This window comes from Paramylibacter ulvae (assembly GCF_014652655.1).
GTDB lineage: Bacteria > Pseudomonadota > Alphaproteobacteria > Rhodobacterales > Rhodobacteraceae > Amylibacter > Amylibacter ulvae.
The window spans coordinates 160080-179622 of the sequence record NZ_BMZF01000005.1 but is presented as its reverse complement, the minus strand read 5'-3'; the positions used below and the strand labels follow the sequence as shown (position 1 = coordinate 179622).

19 protein-coding genes and 1 tRNA gene are annotated in these 19543 nt (G+C 49.0%); 10 read left to right on the top strand and 10 right to left on the bottom strand.

From position 1 onward, the window contains the following. Positions 1 to 11: 11 nt before the first annotated feature. From IE094_RS10890 to IE094_RS10870, 5 genes are all read right to left on the bottom strand, one after another. Positions 12 to 1271, bottom strand: coding sequence for an ABC transporter permease (locus IE094_RS10890; RefSeq protein ID WP_229802263.1), 1260 nt, complete (start codon positions 1269 to 1271; stop codon positions 12 to 14). A 7-nt stretch (positions 1272 to 1278) separates the two neighbouring features. Next, the gene (locus IE094_RS10885) at positions 1279 to 2532 is read right to left on the bottom strand and encodes an ABC transporter permease (protein WP_189640730.1); all 1254 of its coding nucleotides are present in this window, start codon (positions 2530 to 2532) and stop codon (positions 1279 to 1281) included. A 92-nt stretch (positions 2533 to 2624) separates the two neighbouring features. Then, complete coding sequence (locus tag IE094_RS10880) at positions 2625 to 3701, bottom strand: ABC transporter substrate-binding protein (protein ID WP_189640729.1); 1077 nt, start codon at positions 3699 to 3701, stop codon at positions 2625 to 2627. An 80-nt stretch (positions 3702 to 3781) separates the two neighbouring features. Next, a complete protein-coding gene (locus IE094_RS10875) occupies positions 3782 to 4870 on the bottom strand; it encodes an ABC transporter ATP-binding protein (RefSeq protein WP_189640728.1) in 1089 nt (362 codons plus the stop codon). Between the two features lie 176 nt (positions 4871 to 5046). Next, positions 5047 to 5133: transfer RNA gene (locus tag IE094_RS10870), tRNA-Leu, on the bottom strand. A 116-nt stretch (positions 5134 to 5249) separates the two neighbouring features. Here IE094_RS10870 and lipB point away from each other — a divergent pair. Both lipB and IE094_RS10860 read left to right on the top strand, forming a co-directional pair. Continuing rightward, complete coding sequence (lipB, locus tag IE094_RS10865) at positions 5250 to 5903, top strand: lipoyl(octanoyl) transferase LipB (protein WP_189640727.1); 654 nt, start codon at positions 5250 to 5252, stop codon at positions 5901 to 5903. 126 nt (positions 5904 to 6029) lie between these two features. Continuing rightward, the gene (locus IE094_RS10860) at positions 6030 to 7586 is read left to right on the top strand and encodes a sulfatase-like hydrolase/transferase (RefSeq protein WP_229802261.1); all 1557 of its coding nucleotides are present in this window, start codon (positions 6030 to 6032) and stop codon (positions 7584 to 7586) included. A 4-nt stretch (positions 7587 to 7590) separates the two neighbouring features. Here IE094_RS10860 and IE094_RS10855 read toward each other — a convergent pair whose 3' ends face one another. Then, a complete protein-coding gene (locus IE094_RS10855; RefSeq protein WP_189640725.1) occupies positions 7591 to 8259 on the bottom strand; it encodes an SH3 domain-containing protein in 669 nt (222 codons plus the stop codon). 200 nt (positions 8260 to 8459) lie between these two features. Between IE094_RS10855 and IE094_RS10850 the strand changes: the two genes are divergently transcribed. The 5 genes from IE094_RS10850 to IE094_RS10830 all read left to right on the top strand — a co-directional run bounded on the left by IE094_RS10850 (position 8460) and on the right by IE094_RS10830 (position 12729). Beyond that, a complete protein-coding gene (locus IE094_RS10850; RefSeq protein ID WP_189640724.1) occupies positions 8460 to 10121 on the top strand; it encodes a cytochrome c oxidase subunit I in 1662 nt (553 codons plus the stop codon). A 5-nt stretch (positions 10122 to 10126) separates the two neighbouring features. Then, positions 10127 to 10657, top strand: a complete 531-nt coding sequence (locus IE094_RS10845) for a DUF2244 domain-containing protein (protein ID WP_189640723.1) — start codon at positions 10127 to 10129, stop codon at positions 10655 to 10657. Positions 10658 to 10734: 77 nt separating this feature from the next. Then, positions 10735 to 11340: a hypothetical protein gene (locus IE094_RS10840; protein WP_229802256.1), complete on the top strand. Its 606-nt coding sequence runs from the start codon at positions 10735 to 10737 to the stop codon at positions 11338 to 11340. 88 nt (positions 11341 to 11428) lie between these two features. Next, complete coding sequence (locus IE094_RS10835) at positions 11429 to 11644, top strand: DUF6552 family protein (RefSeq protein ID WP_189640722.1); 216 nt, start codon at positions 11429 to 11431, stop codon at positions 11642 to 11644. Between the two features lie 20 nt (positions 11645 to 11664). After that, positions 11665 to 12729: an alcohol dehydrogenase family protein gene (locus tag IE094_RS10830; protein WP_189640721.1), complete on the top strand. Its 1065-nt coding sequence runs from the start codon at positions 11665 to 11667 to the stop codon at positions 12727 to 12729. Positions 12730 to 12777: 48 nt separating this feature from the next. Here IE094_RS10830 and IE094_RS10825 read toward each other — a convergent pair whose 3' ends face one another. After that, positions 12778 to 13230, bottom strand: coding sequence for a GatB/YqeY domain-containing protein (locus tag IE094_RS10825; protein ID WP_189640720.1), 453 nt, complete (start codon positions 13228 to 13230; stop codon positions 12778 to 12780). A gap of 182 nt (positions 13231 to 13412) precedes the next feature. Here IE094_RS10825 and carA point away from each other — a divergent pair, with 182 nt between their 5' ends. Next, entirely contained in the window at positions 13413 to 14576 is a 1164-nt protein-coding gene (gene carA / locus IE094_RS10820; RefSeq protein WP_189640719.1) for a glutamine-hydrolyzing carbamoyl-phosphate synthase small subunit, read from the top strand. A gap of 66 nt (positions 14577 to 14642) precedes the next feature. Then, positions 14643 to 16535, top strand: coding sequence for a glycosyltransferase family 2 protein (locus tag IE094_RS10815; RefSeq protein ID WP_189640718.1), 1893 nt, complete (start codon positions 14643 to 14645; stop codon positions 16533 to 16535). Between the two features lies 1 nt (position 16536). Here the strand turns inward: IE094_RS10815 and IE094_RS10810 are convergent, their stop codons facing one another. From IE094_RS10810 to IE094_RS10800, 3 genes are read right to left on the bottom strand one after another with little or no spacing between them, the layout of a single operon-like run. Further along, complete coding sequence (locus IE094_RS10810) at positions 16537 to 17187, bottom strand: GntR family transcriptional regulator (RefSeq protein ID WP_189640717.1); 651 nt, start codon at positions 17185 to 17187, stop codon at positions 16537 to 16539. A gap of 55 nt (positions 17188 to 17242) precedes the next feature. Next, a complete protein-coding gene (locus IE094_RS10805) occupies positions 17243 to 18010 on the bottom strand; it encodes an FkbM family methyltransferase (protein WP_189640716.1) in 768 nt (255 codons plus the stop codon). Beyond that, positions 18007 to 18822 carry a class I SAM-dependent methyltransferase gene (locus IE094_RS10800; protein ID WP_189640715.1) on the bottom strand — a complete coding sequence of 272 codons (816 nt, stop codon included), beginning with the start codon at positions 18820 to 18822 and terminating at the stop codon, positions 18007 to 18009. Before IE094_RS10800 ends, IE094_RS10805 begins: the two co-directional genes overlap by 4 nt. A 44-nt stretch (positions 18823 to 18866) precedes the next feature. Between IE094_RS10800 and IE094_RS10795 the strand changes: the two genes are divergently transcribed. Continuing rightward, entirely contained in the window at positions 18867 to 19523 is a 657-nt protein-coding gene (locus IE094_RS10795) for a pyrimidine 5'-nucleotidase (protein ID WP_189640714.1), read from the top strand. Positions 19524 to 19543: the final 20 nt, after the last annotated feature.

Genomic DNA, 19543 nt, shown 5'->3' with positions numbered 1-19543 from the left:
ATTGGCGCCCGTTAACCTGGGCTCATACCACGCATTTTTTCACTGCGGCGGCGTAACAATTCAACGACCGTCAGCAAGATAATCGACAAGATCACCAAAATCGTGGCAACCGCCAAAATTGTCGGGCTGATTTGTTCACGAATGCCGCTAAACATCTGACGTGGGATGGTGCGTTGTTTCACACTGGCCATTTGCAATGCCACAACCACTTCGTCAAAGCTGGTAATAAACGCGAACAATGCACCCGAAATAACACCGGGCAGGATCAAGGGCATCTGTACCTTGAAAAAGGTGCGTACAGGCGATGCCCCCATATTGGCCGCAGCGCGTGCCAAGCTTTGATCAAACCCAACCAAGGTCGCGGTCACGGTAATAATCACATAGGGCGTTCCCAAAACCGCATGGGCAATAATCATCCCCAGATAGGTTTTCGCAACGCCGTTTTCATATCCAATGAAACGCATATCAGAAAAGAAAAAGAACATGCCAGATGCGATAATCACAAGGGGCACAATCATCGGCGAAATCAACAGCGCCATAATCGCACGTCGATATGGCATTTCGGGGCGTGACAGCCCAATCGCCGCTAATGTACCCAAGCTTGTCGCAAGGATTGTTGCCATCGTCCCGATAAAGAAACTGTTGCGTACCGAACGCACCCATTGCGCGTTGTTCCACATATCGCTCCACCAACCGACAACCGCATCAGGGGCGGCCATGCCATTGTGGAAAATATCTTGGTACCAGCGCAATGAATATGCGTCTGGATCAAACGACATCATTCCGGCGGTAAAACTAAAATAAGGTTCTTGGTTAAATGACAATGGCATCACTACGATGATCGGTGCGATCAGGAACACGAATATAAATCCGCAAATGGTGCGGAAACTGTAAAACCATAACACTTCGTTTGAACTGGAATATGGTGGTTGGTTCGCGCGGTATTCACCAGTTGATAACCAGATTGACATGCGCCCAATGATCCAACCAATCACCCCCATCAACACACCGTATGACAGGCCGATAAAACCAAACCCAAGCACAAAAAACACCACCGCACCCAACAGGCCAGAAATGTTTTTTGATTTCACGAATGTAATTGCGCAAAACGCCAGTGCTGCAAAAATCGCGGCACCAATCAACGCATAAGGGATCATGCGGGCAATTTCGCCCTGTGCGGTTAAAAAACCCGCGATGGCGCCAAATCCAGCAGTCCATGCCAAATTGAACCACATCGGGGGTTTTGGCGGGATATAACGATAACTTTGCATGACTGGATTATCCTAACTTCATATTATCAATGCCCACGATCCGATCATAGAGCCAGTATAAGAACAGCACGATCACCAACAACACCGCCCCCATCGCGGCCGCCAATGACCAATTCAATGAATCGCGCATGTGGAAATCGATGAAATTGGAAATCATCGTGCCGCTTTCACCGCCCACCAATGCGGGTGTGATATAAAAACTGATCGCAAGGATGAAAACCAAAATGCCACCTGCTCCGATGCCCGGGATCGTTTGTGGGAAATAGACGCGCCAGAACGCGGTCCAATTCGATGCACCCATGGATTTGGCCGCACGAACGTAGGTTGGCGGAATTGTTTTCATCACCGAATAGAGCGGCAAAATCATAAACGGCAGCAAAATATGCGTCATCGCGATCAAGCTGCCTGTTTTGTTGTAGATCAATGAAAACCTGTTTTGATCCTCGGCCAAACCGAACAACACAAACAAATCATTCATCACACCCTCGCCTTGTAACAGCGCGATCCAAGCAGTTGTACGCACCAAAAGCGATGTCCAAAACGGTAACAGAACAAGGATCAACAACAGGTTTGCGGTGCGCGCTTGCAAGCTCGACATTAAAAATGCAACGGGATAGCCAAGCAAAACACCCAGCAATGTCACGATCACCGATATTTCCATTGTGCGCACAAACAGTTTTATGTGAATGCGCCGTTCCTCTGATTTACGCTCGAAACTGCCATCGGCGTTGTATTTCAAATCAACGGCATTGGCCAAATACGCAGGCGTCCAAGACTTGTTGGAAATTTTCATCGCCTCCCACACTTCGATATTCGCCCATTTTTTATTGGCGTCAATCAATGCGTCCTTGAATGGCGGCTCCATTTTTTCGGCCTTGCGCGCGGTGCTGGTGAACATTGATCGTGTGCCAGACAATTCACGATTCACGCGCGTGGCGACACGGCCAATTGATTTATCTTTGCGCGATTGCACCAAATCGGCGTGCAATGCGTTGAACATTTCATCGCTGGGTTCGCTTTTGGCGTCCCATGCGGCAAGTAATGGTTGGGAATTTACCATCACTTTTGCAAATTCATCGTTGTAAACACCGCGTTTCAAAAACACGAGTGTGGGCGCAAGAAACGCCATTAAGATCAATAATAACAGCGGTACAACCAAACCAAATGCGCGCAGCTTGCTGCGAAATAACGCTTGGCCGAGGCGTTTTTTAAGGGGGGTGCCATCTGCGGCCAATACAGGGCCGTTTGCAACGTCGCTCATGGGGTTAGGTTTCCAAATCGCTGTAATCTTGGGTGGTCATCACCCAAAGCAGTGATGCGCAAGGGGCAAATCCCCTTGCGCGATTGTTGTAATCAGCCAGCCAACCAAGCGTTGAAACGCTCGTTCAGCTCGTCTGTGTTGTCGGCCCAGAATTCAAAATCATTCTGGATCGCAGTACCAAAGTTTTCTGGCGCTGTTGGCATTTGTGGCCCCATCGCAAGATCTGGTTTGTTGTGGAATGAACCCACCAACGGTGCAGATGATTTACGCGCTGGACCATATGAAATATATGACGCCTGTGCGGCCAACTGTTCAGTTGCCGTTGAATAGGCCAAAAATTCCATCGCCAGATCTTTGTTTGGCGCACCTTTTGGAATTACCCACAAATCTAGGTCATAAATTTGGCTATCCCAAACGATTGAAAATGGTTTATCTTCGGCTGCTACTGCATTGAAAATACGGCCATTATACGCGGTTGTCATTGCAACTTCACCATCTGCCAACAATTGTGGTGGCTGTGCGCCCGCTTCCCACCAAACAACGTCGCCCTTGATGGTATCAAGCTTTGCAAACGCACGATCAACGCCTTCTGGTGTGGACAACACGTCATAGATATCCTCTGCTGCAACACCGTCAGCGGCCAATGCCAATTCTAGGTTTGCCTTTGGACCTTTGCGCAAACCACGCTTGCCAGGATATGTTGCTGTGTCAAAGAAATCGCCGATTTTCGTTGGGCCATTTGCCATCTTTGAGCTGTCATATGCAAAAATGGTCGACCAAACGATGTTGGCCACCGCACATTCGTGCAATGTACCGGGCAAGAAATCGTCCGTTGCCGCTGTGCCATCGGCACCAGCTGGCAGGATTGATGGATCGATTGGCTCCAACAAACCTTCGTCGCAACCCAAAACAGCGTCCGACAATTCAACATCGACCAGATCCCATGTGACGTTGCCCGCTTCCACTTGTGATTTAATTTCAGCCAGACCACCGTTATAATCTTCGGACAGGATTGTGTTGCCTGTCTCTGCGATCCACGGTTTGTGATATGCTTCGACTTGTGAAGTGGTGTATGCGCCACCCCATGATACAACAGTGATTTCACCCGCTGTTGCGCCAGCTGCAAGCGTTGTTGCCGCCGCGCCTAGTAGTAATGATTTGAGTTTCATAAACTCTCTCCTTGTTAGTACCCATTATTTTTGGCCTTTTAGGATTGGGCTTTGCCCCAAAAGGTGTTCATTCGCACGCCTTAAGCGTCGAGCGCGCGACAATCTTCTGCAAGCCATGACACTGTCGTTGTTTCACCAACAGACAAATGTTTATGCCCTGCTGCATTGGGAACCTTGACCACAAAATCTTCGTTGCCATGCACATTCATGCGGCACCGAATATGATCGCCTAAATAAATCAGTTCCAAAACTTTGGCATCTGTTGCGTTGCTGGATTTGCTTGCACCCAGCTTCACCCGCTCTGGGCGGATCGACAGGGTTGTATCCTGTCCCTTTTCGCAATTCACTGCCTTGGCCTTGACCACGCCACCCATGGGGAGCTTGACCGTGGCAACACCTTTGGTGATCGCCTCAACCTTGCCAAACAGCTTGTTATTTTCGCCTATAAACTGTGCCACAAACGCGTTTTCGGGGCGTTCATACAGATCATCGGGGCTGGACAGTTGTTGAATACGGCCATCTTCGAAAACCGCAACACGATCAGACATTGTTAATGCCTCTGACTGATCATGAGTTACGTATACCACCGTCACGCCCAAACGTTCGTGCAAATGTTTGATTTCATACTGCATATGTTCGCGCAATTGTTTATCCAACGCGCCCAGCGGTTCGTCCATCAACACCAATTGCGGTTCAAACACCAATGCCCTCGCCAATGCGATACGTTGTTGCTGACCACCAGATAACTGCGCGGGGCGCCGCCCTGCAAAATCGCCCATCTGCACCATATCAAGCGCATCTTTGACTTTTTGCTCGCGCACAGATTTGCTCATGTTGCGCACTTCCAACGGAAACGACAGGTTTTCACCCACGGTCATATGCGGAAACAGCGCGTAATTTTGAAACACCATCCCGATGCCGCGTTTATGCGGTGGGATGTTGTTGATCGGCTTGCCGCCCAGCAAAATATCACCATGCGTGGCGGTTTCAAACCCCGCCAACATCATCAAGCAGGTGGTTTTACCAGAACCCGATGGGCCAAGCATTGTTAAAAACTCGCCCTTACCGATGTTCAGATTAAGGTCCTTTACGACCAATTGTTCACCGTCGTAACTTTTCTGTACGCGGTCAAAGACAACGAAGTCTTTGTCACTTTCGCTAGCAGCCAAAAATATTCTCCCATTTTGCCCATTGCCTGATCTTTGTCAGTTCGAGCAGTGCATAGCTTTGCGCAAAAAATATCGCATTGCAACACTCATTCTAAAAGAATCTGTATTCGGTATGGCTGAAATTTACGCAAGTGATCTGTAAAACTGCATAAATAATAATAGCTTAAAGATTGTTTTGGTGCGGCCGAGAAGACTCGAACTTCCACTCCGGTTAAGGAACAGCGACCTCAACGCTGCGCGTCTACCAATTCCGCCACGGCCGCACATTAAGGTATGGGCGATATAACGAAGCCGTTCCAACTTGTGAAGCGGTTTTATGCGATTCTGTTATGTTGTTTATCAACTGGACGTTGCTGTTCATTTTTGCCAAAACCACCTCATGTTAGATTGGAAAATTAGCGATGGGTTAACACCCTATGAATTGGCGGTTGATGCGATGGAAAATCGTGTGGCCGATATCATTGCGGGCACCGCCCCTGAACAGGTGTGGTTGGTGGAACATCCCCCCCTTTATACCGCAGGGACAAGTGCGGATATCGCCGATCTGGTGGATCCTGATCGTTTCCCCGTTTATAAATCCCAGCGGGGTGGTCAATATACCTATCACGGGCCGGGGCAACGGGTGGCCTATGCCATGTTGGATCTGAACAAACGCGGCAAAGATGTGCGCAAACTTGTTTGGAACTTGGAAGAATGGGTTATTCAAACCCTTGCGGAATTTAATGTGGTTGGTGAACGCCGCGAAGGGCGCGTGGGCGTTTGGGTTGTACGCCACGATAAACCATTAACCTCACTTGGCACCCCACCCGAAGACAAAATAGGCGCAATCGGCGTGCGCCTGCGCCGCTGGGTCAGCTTTCATGGGATCAGCATCAATGTCGAACCCGACCTGTCACATTACAACGGCATCGTTCCGTGTGGCATCAACGAACACGGCGTGACCAGTCTGGTCGATTTGGGCGGTCCTGTGACGATGGATGATCTGGATGTGGCGTTGAAGACAACTTTTACGAGAATTTTCAAACAACTCTAATTTTTTTCATAGTTTTGCCATATAGATTTGGTGCCTAGCCATTCACAGCCGTCGCAAAGGGACAAAATGATTAAGCATATTTCAATGTTCACAGTGCGTTTTATTGCACAGTTTTTATTTTGCCTTATGTCCTTGTACTATTTGGTTGCAACTGCTGGCACGCGGATAAACTATGTTTCATTTCCAGAAGCCATTTATTTTTATGCCTTCGTCATTCTGTTCGTCGCATTATTTTTCTTTGCTAAAAAACAACAAAACGAACGCACCCACTATGGTACGTTGGCGTTTTGGCTTTTTATCCTGCTAATTTCCATGCCTTTCGCCTTGTTGAAAATTACGCTTGGCACAAATGACATGGAACCCATCATTTTGTTTTTCCGCGACAATGGGATGGAAGAAGTCGCTGCAATCGGACGTGGAAGTTTTGCATCCGCGGCGGGCTTGGAAATGACATTTGTTTCGCTTTTGATTTTATCGGCCTATTTTTTAAATAAGATCCTCACATCATTTTCAAAAGTCTTGCTTGCGATTTGCATCGCGCATTTGGCGATTAGCCCGCTGTCGCAATACGTATATCGCCAAGTGGTTCCAAATCCTGTTCACGCGAACTATCCCGCATCAGAGTTGATCACAGAACCTGAAATTATCGCAAGGCCAACAACGCAAAAAAACTTGATATTGGTCTATTTGGAAAGCTTGGAACGAAGCTATGTTGATCTTCCGGAAACCAAGCAAGTTTATAAACAACTCCAAGCGCTAGAAGATAAATCTATCAACGCAACCAATGTCGACCAAACCATCGGCACCAGCTATACCATCGCAGGAATGGTGGGCACGCAATGCGGTGTTCCTTTATTGCCAAAAGCATTGAACAACGGCCTTTATGGGAACAAAAACTCTGGTGTTGTTGTGGAAACATTCATGCCAAAAATCCGCTGTCTGGGTGATATTTTGTCCGAGGATGGGTATATTTTATCCTACATGAATGGCGCGAGTACTAAAAAATACTCTAAACGTGGCTTTCTTGCCAGCCACGGCTTCTCTCGTTTTTTTGACGAAGATTCAGTCCCAATGCCCGAACAAGAAGGTCGGCGAAATATTTGGGGATTTAATGATGAAGTGTTGTTCGACAAGGCGCGCGATGAGCTTTCGTATCTTGCATCGCAAGACAAGCCATTTGTATTTTCCATGTTGACACTTTCAACACATGGTCCAGATGGTTTCTTGGATACAACCTGTGAACCAGAAGATGTTGAAAAAACCGGTTCTGGCATTCCCGACGCAATACGTTGCACGGCCATCCATTTGCAAGAGCTGAACCAGTTCCTTGATGAAAAAGGCTTAAGTGAAAATACCATTGTCGCTGTCATGAGCGATCATTTCGCTCGGAGCAGTTCTATGACGAGCTCACTATCAAGCAACCAAGATGCTCGACGGAATTTGTTTTACTATTCTGACGGATCGCAGCCTCGTACAATCGACAAAGAGGGCATCGCTCTCGATATTTATCCAACACTTCTTAATGCGATGGGATATGATCTCGTTGATGGCCGCGCGAACATGGGGGTGTCATTGCTTTCTGAAACACCAAGCCTACGCAGTGTCATAAATGACGAAATAATTCTCAATTCGATTTTTCAGAGTAACCACACCATGGGCAATTACCTATGGCGTGACGAATAGCGCCCTACTCTACCAAACGGCAACACCCCGACAACACAACCGCATCACTGGCGGATGTACCCATCAGATCAATTTGCAATCCGTATTCGGTGTCTGACATGCCATCGTGGCATATTTTCTTTTGGATCAGGCTGCGCCAAGAAGGGCTGGCGATTGAAAACCGCAATGTGTGATTGGCCGACACACGTTCCCAGACCATGGGTTCGCTGACGGGTTGTAGGCCCAAGCCTTCGAATGTAACGTCCCTGCCCTGTTCCAGCTTCAGGTTCCAAAACGGTTCCGTGCCAAAACATTGCAAATTTGCCGGTAATTTGGTGTTTAACAATTGTTGGGTTGGCACATGGGTTATGAAACGGTTTGATACCCATGCGTTGCGTTCGCCCCAAATCACACGCGCCCATTGGCCGTTTGGTGCAATTTGCGTCACTTCGATTTTCGCACCCAGTTTCAAATCACCTAGATCGCGAAATTTTGCGCCCGGCCCGCTGCGCACATTTAACACATCATCACTGGAAATACCGCTGACAGAAAATAACGCGGGCAAGGCCACCATGGCGGGTTTTGCCAAAATGGGTTCGATTGTTAAATCAGGTGTTGGTTCGCTTTGTCCAAAACATCCTGTTGCTGTTGATATGGAAAATATCAACGCCCCCACCACGCACTTATAATTCATCGCTCATTTCCCGTTTTTCCTATGGTTAGCGCGGACGCGCGCAAAAATAAACGGTGATTTACCTGCGACACGCGGTCTTTTTGAATAACTGCGGCACTTCAAACAGTTGTCGCCGCGCTCTGGCTTGTGTATCAGGGCGGTGGAAAAATGCGTTTCTTGCGGGATTCGCATCACAATAATGACGTGTCAGGAGAGACCACATGGCAGACGCAGCCACCCATGATCACGCCCGTCCAGGCTTCTTTACCCGTTGGTTCATGTCAACCAACCACAAAGATATCGGTATCCTTTACCTTTTCACCGCTGGCCTGTTGGGCTTTATTTCGGTGTGTTTCACAGTTTTTATGCGCATCGAGCTTATGGAGCCGGGTGTTCAGCATATGTGTTTGGAGGGCGCGAGCCTTGCGGCAGCAGCCGTTGAAAATTGTACACCAAACGGCCACCTTTGGAATGTGATGATCACAGGCCACGGCATCTTGATGATGTTCTTTGTGGTTATTCCAGCCTTGTTCGGCGGTTTTGGTAACTATTTCATGCCATTGATGATTGGTGCGCCTGACATGGCGTTCCCACGGATGAACAACCTGTCATATTGGATGTATGTCACGGGTTCTACATTGGCCGTGTTCTCGTTGATTATGCCAGGTGGTAATAACCAGCTTGGTTCTGGTGTTGGTTGGGTTCTTTATGCGCCCCTATCCACACGCGAAGCAGGCATGTCGATGGATTTCGCAATCTTTGCGGTTCACGTATCGGGTGCTTCATCCATCTTGGGTGCGATCAATATGATCACAACATTCTTGAACATGCGTGCCCCTGGCATGACATTGCACAAGACACCGTTGTTTGCATGGTCGATCTTTGTCACCGCGATTTTGATTTTGTTGTCTTTGCCAGTATTGGCAGGCGCGATCACAATGTTGCTGACGGATCGTAACTTTGGCACGACATTCTTTGAACCATCTGGTGGCGGTGACCCAATTTTGTACCAACACTTGTTGTGGTTCTTTGGTCACCCAGAAGTTTACATGATCATCGTTCCTGGTTTTGGTATCATTTCACACGTGATTTCAACCTTCTCGAAAAAACCAATCTTTGGCTATCTGCCGATGGTTTATGCGATGGTTGCCATTGGTGCGCTTGGCTTTGTTGTGTGGGCACACCACATGTACACGGTTGGTATGTCGCTAACACAGCAACGCTATTTCATGATCGCAACCATGGTGATTGCTGTCCCAACTGGTGTTAAAATCTTTTCTTGGATTGCAACGATGTGGGGCGGTTCAATCAGCCTGAAAACACCGATGCTTTGGGCATTTGGTTTCTTGTTCCTCTTCACCGTTGGCGGTGTAACAGGTATCGTTCTGTCACAGGCTGCGGTTGATCGTGCATATCACGACACATATTACGTTGTTGCACACTTCCACTATGTGATGTCACTGGGTGCGGTTTTCTGTATCTTTGCTGGTATCTACTACTGGATCGGCAAAATGTCTGGTCGCCAGTATCCAGAATGGGCTGGTAAGTTGCACTTCTGGATGATGTTCATCGGCGCCAACATTACCTTCTTCCCACAACACTTCTTGGGTCGCCAAGGTATGCCACGTCGTTACATCGACTATCCTGTGGAATTCGCTTACTGGAACTATATCTCTTCATTGGGTGCGTTCCTGTCGTTTGCTTCTTTCGTCTTTTTCATCGGCGTCGTGTTCTACACATTGCGTTGGGGTAAAAAGGTCGAAGAGAAAGCATACTGGGGCGAACATGCGGATACATTGGAATGGACACTTCCAAACCCGCCGCCAGAGCACACATTTGAAATTCTGCCAACGCCCGATATGTGGAATAAGCACACCCACTAACTCGCATGGTTGAATTAAATAAAATATCAAAGGCCGCTGACGTTTCAGTGGCCTTTTTTGCGGCCACCAATCGCCCAGATGCACCCCTATTTGATCACACGGTGCGTGCGCATCGCTCCCTGCCCCGTGTTGGGTTTGTTTGGTTGATCGGGGTTATCTGTGTGATGTTCCTGCTCCCGCTTGGGGCATTCATCGGCCATATCGCGATGTGGATGATATTGGCGGCCATGCTGATCACCATCGCAACGCTTTGGTATTTTCTGGAACGATCCTATACCGACAGCACGCTGTCCGAACATATCCGTATCTGGCCTGACACATTCACCGTTGAACGCCACAATCCACGCGCACAAAACCAATATTGGATTACCAACCCCTATTGGGTACGCCTGAAATTACAAGACACGCCAGTGGCGCAAAGCTATCTGACCGCAACGGATGGCAAACGCACGATCGAGCTCGGCGCGTTTTTATCACCAGAGGAACGTGTTCAATTGCGCAACGACATTGATACGGCACTCAAACATTTACGCTAAATTCGAGCGATCCTTTACATGGCGCGTTCAGGTGATAACGTTAATTAATACCCAAACACCAACCAAGCGGAGCACCAATGGGGCTATTTGATTTTCTAAAACGCAAAAAGACACCAGCACCATCAAGTGACAAAGCGACATTGATCGTTGTTCAATTGAACGCAAAACTTCAACCGCTGGATCGAGGCGAATATTTTGAATATCCGCTTGATGATTGGTTGCAAGAACAAAAGTTGGGCACTGTGACGGGTGGTGGCACATCATTCGATGACACCGGCATCGATTACTGTGATATTGAGCTGCGCCTGCATAACCCCACCAATGAGGTTATCACCGCCGTTATTCACACATTGGAAAATTTTGGCGCGCCCAAAGGTTCGCTTTTGAAATACACCGACGATCGGCCTGACATTCCTTTTGGCAAACACGAAGGTCTGGCGATTTATCTCAACGGCACCGACTTACCTGACGAGGTTTACACCAATTCGGATGTAAATGAAGTGATTGCCCAATGTGATACCTTGCTGGGGCAAAGCGGTGGGTTTCGCGGATTTTGGCAAGGCGAACGGGAAACCGCGCTTTATTTTTATGGCCACAACTTTGTTCAAATGAAATCTGCGTTGGATGAATACATCAAAGCCGCACCATTATGTGAAAAATCACGTTTAGAACAAATCGCCTAGATCACAATTCCACCGCACGGCTATCGTGTTTTTACTTGCGCACATCGCCCCAAAGCATAACGTCAAAAAAACATGCAGGAGCGAGTCGATGAAACGTGTAGATATTGTGAAATGGATTGCCACGGTCGTGCAATTGGTCGGCTATGCCCTCACCGGTTTAAATATCGTTCCTTGGAATGTATTTGCCTTTATCATCGGTATCATCTTGTGGTTTTTGGTCGGTTTCATGTGGAAAGACCGCGCAATTATGGTTGTCCATGTGGGCGCATTCATCGCAATTTTGGGTGGCTACCTAAATTCCTAACCAAAAGCTCAGGAAATCAAATGAACATCCCCAAAACAATGAACGGCGTTGTCCTCTCGGGCCACGGTGGTTTGGACAAATTGGAATGGCGCGATGATCTGCCCCTGCCCGCCCTAAACGCAAGCGAGGTGTTGATCAAGGTTGGCGCATCGGCCGTGAACAACACGGATGTGAATACGCGCACTGGTTGGTATTCCAAATCTGTGCGCGGCGATACTGAATCTGGTGCCACCCAAGGTTACGATGATGTCCAAGGTGGCGGTTGGTCTGGTACGTTGAATTTTCCATTGATCCAAGGGGCGGATTGTTGCGGTGAAATCGTCGCCGTTGGTGATGGCGTGGATTCTGCGTGTATTGGACAACGCGTTTTGGTGCGCCCCATGTATCACCCGATGGGTGCGGATGATCCCCATGCGATGCAAACCTTTGGGTCGGAACGCAACGGCGCATTTGCGCAATATACGTCAATTGATTCCGAAAACGCAGTTGCGATCAATTCACCTCTTAGTGATGCAGAACTGGCATCATTTCCCTGTGCCTTTTCCACCGCAGAGGGCATGATACAACGCGCTAATCTGGGTGCAGAGCGTGTGTTGATCACGGGGGCATCCGGTGGCGTGGGTTCGGCGGCGATTCAATTGTCCAAACGGCGCGGGGCGCATGTGACGGCGGTTACATCTGCGGGTAAATCCGATGCGTTACGCGCGCTTGGCGCCGATGAAACGCTGGATCGTGATGCGACCCCACCCCAACACGCATTTGATGTGGTGTTTGATTTGGTGGGTGGAATAACTTGGCCCAATCTGTTGGATGCGCTGAGCGTTTCTGGTCGATACGTTACATCAGGTGCCATTGCAGGGCCGATTGTGGAATTGGATTTGCGAACGCTTTATTTGATGGATCTGACATTGATCGGCAGCACACGCCAACCCCACAGTGTCTTCACTGATCTGGTGGGCTATATCGAGCGGGGCGAAATCCGCCCCACCTTGGCAGCGACCTATGCGCTCAAAGATATCGCCAGCGCCCAAGAATCATTTCTGTCAAAGAAACATATCGGTAAAATTGGCCTGCACATCACATAAAAAAACCGCCCCGAAACTGGGGCGGCATTCATAAATTACGAATTGGGGTTAGGCCAGCAATGCCTTGACCACGCCCCCGGCCTTGCCAAAGTCCATTTGACCGGCATAGTTTTCTTTTAATACGCCCATGACTTTGCCCATATCGCGAATGCTGTCTGCACCCAGATCATCAATCACGGATTTCACCGCATCGCGGGTTTCATCCTCTGACAACTGTTTGGGCAAAAATTCTTCTATCACCTTGATTTCGCTTAATTCTTGTGCTTCCAACTCGGTGCGGCCGGCATCGTGAAACGCCGTTGCGCTGTCTTTGCGCTGTTTAATCATCTTGCCAAGAATACCCAGAATATCTTGGTCTGTCACACCGTCCAAATTGCCTTCGCCACGCAATGCAATATCGCGATCTTTGATGGCGGCATTGATCAAACGCAAGGTTGATAAGCGTTCGGATTCTTTTGCCTTCATCGCAGTTTTCACAGCGTTGTTAATGGTATCGCGCATATGGAATCTCTCCGGTTCATTTCCATTTATTCGAACGCACCACCATATAGAACCCCCGACAAAGTCACAACAGATAGTGGCAAATTCATCTGTTTGAATTCTTTGTGAAAACCCATTTTTCTCACCTTGACCGAACGATCCCTACAGCGTAGTTTCGCGCAAATTTGCCAAAGGATTCACCCATGCCCGCAACTGCATCCTCCCTTCAATCCCTCGCAAAACCTACCGCTTGTATTGTTCTTGCCGATGGCACCATATTCTATGGTCACGGCTTTGGCGCAACTGGCACAGTGGTGGCCGAACTTTGCTTTAACACCGCAATGACGGGTTATCAGGAAATCATGACTGATCCCTCTTACGCGGGGCAAGCGATCACATTCACATTCCCACATATCGGCAACACGGGCGTCACGGACGAAGACGACGAAACAGCCGATCCATTCGCACGCGCCATGGTGGTGAAATGGGATCCGACCGATCCATCCAACTGGCGTAGCCAAGAACATCTTGCAACATGGCTGGAACGGCGCGGCCGTATTGGCGTTGGCGGTGTTGATACACGCCGCCTCACCCGCGCAATCACCCACCAAGGTGCGCCACATGTTGCAATTGCCCATAATCCCGATGGCGTGTTCGACATCGAAGATTTATTAAAACAAGCACGCGATTTTAGCGGTCTTGAAGGTTTGGACTTGGCCAAAGAGGTCACCTGTGCCCAAAGCTATCAATGGGATGAAATGCGTTGGGCATGGCCCGATGGTTTCCCCAAACGCACGGGCAAAGGCAAAAAGGTTATCGCCATTGATTATGGTGCCAAACGCAATATCTTGCGCTGCTTGGCATCCGCTGGCTGTGACGTAACCGTCATGCCCGCCACCACCACAGCAGAAGAAGTGCTCGCGCATAATCCAGATGGTGTCTTTTTATCAAACGGTCCGGGTGATCCCGCCGCCACTGGCGAATATGCTGTCCCCATGATCAAAGGGATCTTGGACAAAGGCGATATTCCCGTATTTGGCATCTGTTTGGGGCATCAAATGCTCGCACTCGCCCTTGGTGCAAAAACCGTGAAAATGGGCCACGGCCATCACGGCGCGAACCACCCAGTGAAAGAACACGGTACGGGCAAGGTTGAAATCACGTCGATGAACCACGGTTTCGCAGTGGACAGCCAATCATTGCCCGCTGGTGTCGAAGAAACCCATGTGTCCCTGTTTGACGGTTCAAACTGTGGTATCCGCATGACGGATCGCCCTGTGTTTTCCGTTCAACACCACCCAGAGGCATCCCCAGGCCCCCAAGACAGCTTTTATTTATTCGAACGCTTTGCCGCATCACTCGATTAATAAAAATTTAGACTAATTTAACTTTATCACGCGACGGTCTTTGCACGACATGTAAAGGCTGGGACAATGGCTGTTGCGCGACTAAAATCGAATATCACGGAAACGACCACAGGATTGCATCAATCTGGTGCGGGGTCTGTGGGCAATGTGGATCGTATATCACCTCTTGCCCTGCTTGATGCGCTGAAATTACACCACGGTGCCAATCAACATATCAGCGATGTCGCGCGCGCGGGGAAATTCGTACAAGCCGCTGATATGCTTGACAATTTATACCAAACTTATGATCTTCCGTTTGTTGACCTGACGATCGAAAATATTGATCCCGATTTGGGGGATATGTTTGATCCAACGCTTTGCTTGAAACATGTATTCGTACCGATTTCACGATCTGGCAACACCATCACCTTGGCCTTGGGCGATCCAAGTTTGCGGCAAAATATCCAATCACTGTCCAAAAATATGCGTTTTCATTTACGCTTTGTCAGCGCCGAACCCGATGCGGTTTTAAATCATCTGTGCGAAACCCATCGCGATTTTTTAACGCAAAAGGCACGCACAACTTGTCCCGAAAAATTTAGCTGTCGCGAATTATTGCGACCCCATAATCGGCGTGTTCTTTTGGGCTTGGCGATTATGTTTTGCTGTTTGCTTGGATACTTCAATCACCTTGGCACGGGTTTGGTGCTTTGGATTATCATCACTTTGTTTTTCAACACAGCGCTGAAATGTATCTGTATGATCGGCTATTTTCGCCAGAAACCGCGCAACATCCGCCCCACCCTCAATCTGCCCAAGGTCAGCATCATGATCCCGCTGTTGCGCGAAGAAAACATCGTTGACCGCCTGATTTTACGCATGACACGGTTGAAATACCCCCATTCATTGTTGGAAATCTGTTTGGTGATCGAAGAAAACGATACAATGACGCGCGCGCATCTGAACGATCACATCCTGCCCAATTGGATGCGCGTGGTTGTGGTGCCAAATGATACATTGCAAACAAAACCACGCGCACTGAACTATGCGCTCGATTTTTGTCAGGGCGATATCATTGGCGTCTATGATGCCGAAGACGCGCCAGAGGAAAACCAAATCTTGACCGTGGCCGCACATTTGCAAAACGGGCCTGAAAATTTGGCCTGCGTACAGGCCGCACTTGATTATTACAACACGCGAACAAATTGGCTATCGCGTTGTTTTACAATTGAATATGCCATTTTATTTCGCGTTATTTTGCGTGGTCTTCAACACTTTAACTTGCCCATTCCCTTGGGTGGAACATCGGTGTTTTTCAAACGTCGCGCCATTGAAACCTTGGGTCGATGGGATGCGCATAACGTGACCGAGGACGCCGAACTTGGCATGCGGCTCTATCGCTTGGGCTGGCGTTGCGAGGTCACGGATTCCACCACTTATGAAGAAGCAAACTATCGCACAATCCCGTGGATCAAACAGCGTTCTCGCTGGCTTAAGGGCTTCATGGTTACATGGCTTACACATATGCGCCGCCCGCGTGAATTGATCCGCGATTTGGGACTCGGTGGTTTTCTGACCTTTAATACCATGTTGGCGGGAACCGTTTCCGCATATCTGTCCGCGCCAATTGTTATTCCGCTGTGGCTGTTATGTTTGGGCTTTGATCTTCCCATATATAACGCAATATCACATGGGGTTTTGTTATCCTTGATCTATGGGTTTGTATTTACCGAACTGGTGTTAATGATGCTTGGCTTTGTTGCCACGCGCGCAGCATCATTGCGCCGATTGACAATCACCATTCCCACCATGGTATTCTATTGGCCAATTGGCTGTTTTGCGGCGTACAAGGCATTATATGAATTGATCGCGAACCCGATGTATTGGGATAAAACCCAGCATGGGATTAATGATCAAGATTGCGATGTTGAAATTGATCGCCTTACCTGTGGGGGCAATCCGATTGAGCGCGCGGCGTGAATCAAATGATGCTTTTGACCTCACCTGCGTCCAATTTCAAACGTGTCTCGAACGCATAGGATAGATGTTTTTTCAACGCAGCACGCGCACCCGCGCCATCCCCTGCACTGATCGCATCAACAATCGCACGATGTTCATCCAGCGCCATCGGCCCGCGCCCATCGGCGGATAATGTCGTGCTTGCCAGCAACGCCATCGTCCGATGCACTTGATGTAACTGTTTGATTAAAAACCGATTATGCGATGCCAGATGCAACTGATTATGAAACCGACGGTTCGCACGTGACAACTTTTTGGGATCATCAACAATCTCGTGATCCTTTTCGATCATATCATACAGTACGCGAATTTCTTCGGGTGCGGCGTGTTGCGCGGCCAAATATGCAGCCAACCCTTCCAGCTCGGCACGCACGGAATACAATTCGCCCAATTGCGTATGATCCAGTGATGCCACGATCAATGAACGTCCATCACGCGACAAAAACGATTCAATTTCCAATCGTTGCAACGCTTCGCGCACGGGCGTGCGTGACACACCAAAACGATCAGCCAATTCGGATTCCACCAAACGATCCCCTGGACCATAAACGCCCAGATCAATCGCTTTGATGATCATTTCATACGCGTCTTTGTTTTCTTTGCGATCCGTCATACCCGCCCCGTCTAAATTTGGGGCAGACTAACAAAAAACCGCCCAATGTCACGCATCATCTGATTTTGCGAAAAATGTCATCTACACCCGCAAATTCCACCAGATTATAACCCTTTGATCGCATAAAATTGGGCAAATCACTCGATTGCGTATTATTTTCGATGGTCCAGATATCCACATCAAACGCATCAAAATCGAAACTTTCCAAAATCCCCATTTCCCCGCCTTCGACATCCAGCGATAAAAAATCCACCTTTGTGATATCTTGATCGCCCAAAATTTCGCCCAGTGTTTTTTTATCCAGCGTATGCAAAACCTCGCGATGATTGGGGTTGGCGCGCACTTTTTCCAACAGTTTGGCATCATAGCTGTCTAAAAACCCGCTCATCTGGGTGTAACCGCTGGTCACTTCTAAAAATTCGGCCTGTCCTGATTGCCCCGCCACGGCATAGCCCAACACCGGCACATTCCGCGCAGCATTCGCCAATCGTAACTGCGTTGGCGATGGCTCAACCACGATGCCAGACCATTTGCGAAACATTTCAAAAAACAGGGTGTTCGATCCCGTCACCCCATCATACCCGCCAATATCCACAAACACGCCACCCGTTTTGCCCCCCAACAGGCTATCCACCAAACGATCCTGCCCTGATTGAGAAAAAAACAAATTGCTTTCACCCAGCATCGATGTGGCCAGATGCGCCAAACGGTTCAACTCTCCACGTTTACGGCTACGCTCGGATTTGATCGCAGTGCCAAGTTCACCACGTGCTTCGCGCAACAATTGCTGTGCCTGTTGGATTTTCTGGGATGGGTTTTTCATGATTTTCCTTTGATATGCCAAATGCACGCGTCAAATTGCACCTTATCATCGCGCAGATATGGCACCAAGCCTGTGCGCAAACGATCGGCAATTTTTGCGCGAAATTCCTTGGGCGTCCCTTTTAGGCGCCCTGCCAATGCGCCAATGGTCATGCAAAACTGCACGCCCATCTCCAGCCCATCGCCATCACCAAGCGCACAAATCACCCGTGATTGATGCGCCGCCCATGTCACATCGCGCCATCCAGCATCGGCCAAAATCGGTGCAAAATCATCGGGATTTCCCCATGCAAATGGCCCTACCTTGGGCGCGGGCGCGGCGGGCGATTCTGGAAACAAATCTTTGCACAATGAAAACGGCACGCGCCCCCAATCGTTTTGCGCCAATGGCCCCCAAACGACCAAGGATAAATCACAATCCGCGCTAACCTGCGTGCGCAAATGTGAAAATGCGCCCACGGGATCATCAAAAAACATACAGCCAAATCGCGAATAAAGCGCATCATACGGTCCGCCCATATTCGCCTGCCCCGCATCGCCGTGCAAAAACGTTGCACCATCAATGCCCCGCGCATGCGCTGCTTTGATCAGATCAGTGGAAATATCGATACCGGTCACCTGTGCGCCAGCTGCGGCCAATTTCGCACTGCTCTGCCCCGCACCACAGCCCAGATCCAACACGCGCCGCCCGTTCAGATCACCAAGTGCAGCAATACCAATATCGCCAAATTCCGATAGCATGCGATCAAGCGCGAAAACCTGCCGCGCCCAGACCTGTCCAACTTGGCCTTGCCATTCATCTGCCTTTGTCATCTTTTCCCCTGTACCTGTGCGTATACTGCGGTTAACCTTATGAAATGCAACAGGCTTTTTCACATATCGACACTTGGATTTTTGATCTGGATAACACGCTTTATCCCCCCAAAGCCGCGCTGTTTGATCAAATCGAAACGCTGATGGTGCGTTATATGACCGAAACATTGGCGATTGATACGAAAACCGCCAATGCATTGCGCCGTGATTATTGGGTGAAATACGGCACCACGCTGGCAGGGCTGATGAAACATTACGCGATTGAGCCAGAGGATTTCATGCAAAAGGTGCACGATATCAACCTTGATCATCTGGAATCCGATGAACAATTGCAAAACCACATTGCCGATTTGCCAGGGCGCAAGATTATTTATACCAACGGGTCCCGTGGACATGCCGAACGTGTCTGTGCCGCGCGCGGGATCAGCGATGCGTTTGATGAAATTTACGGGGTCGAGGATGCAAATTACATTCCCAAACCCCGCGCCGATGCGTTTGAAATGGTGTTTGAAAAGGCAAAGGTGAATTCCAAAACCTCCGCCTTTTTCGAAGACGAGGCACGCAATCTGGAAATTCCCAAAACATGGGGTGTCACCACCGTTCATATCGGTGCGCATGACGATGCCCACTACATCGATTTTCGCGATACCGACTTGTCGGTCTTTCTGTCGCGCCTGCACCACACGGGGTTTCGCGCCTGAATGATTGCGCCTATGATTGC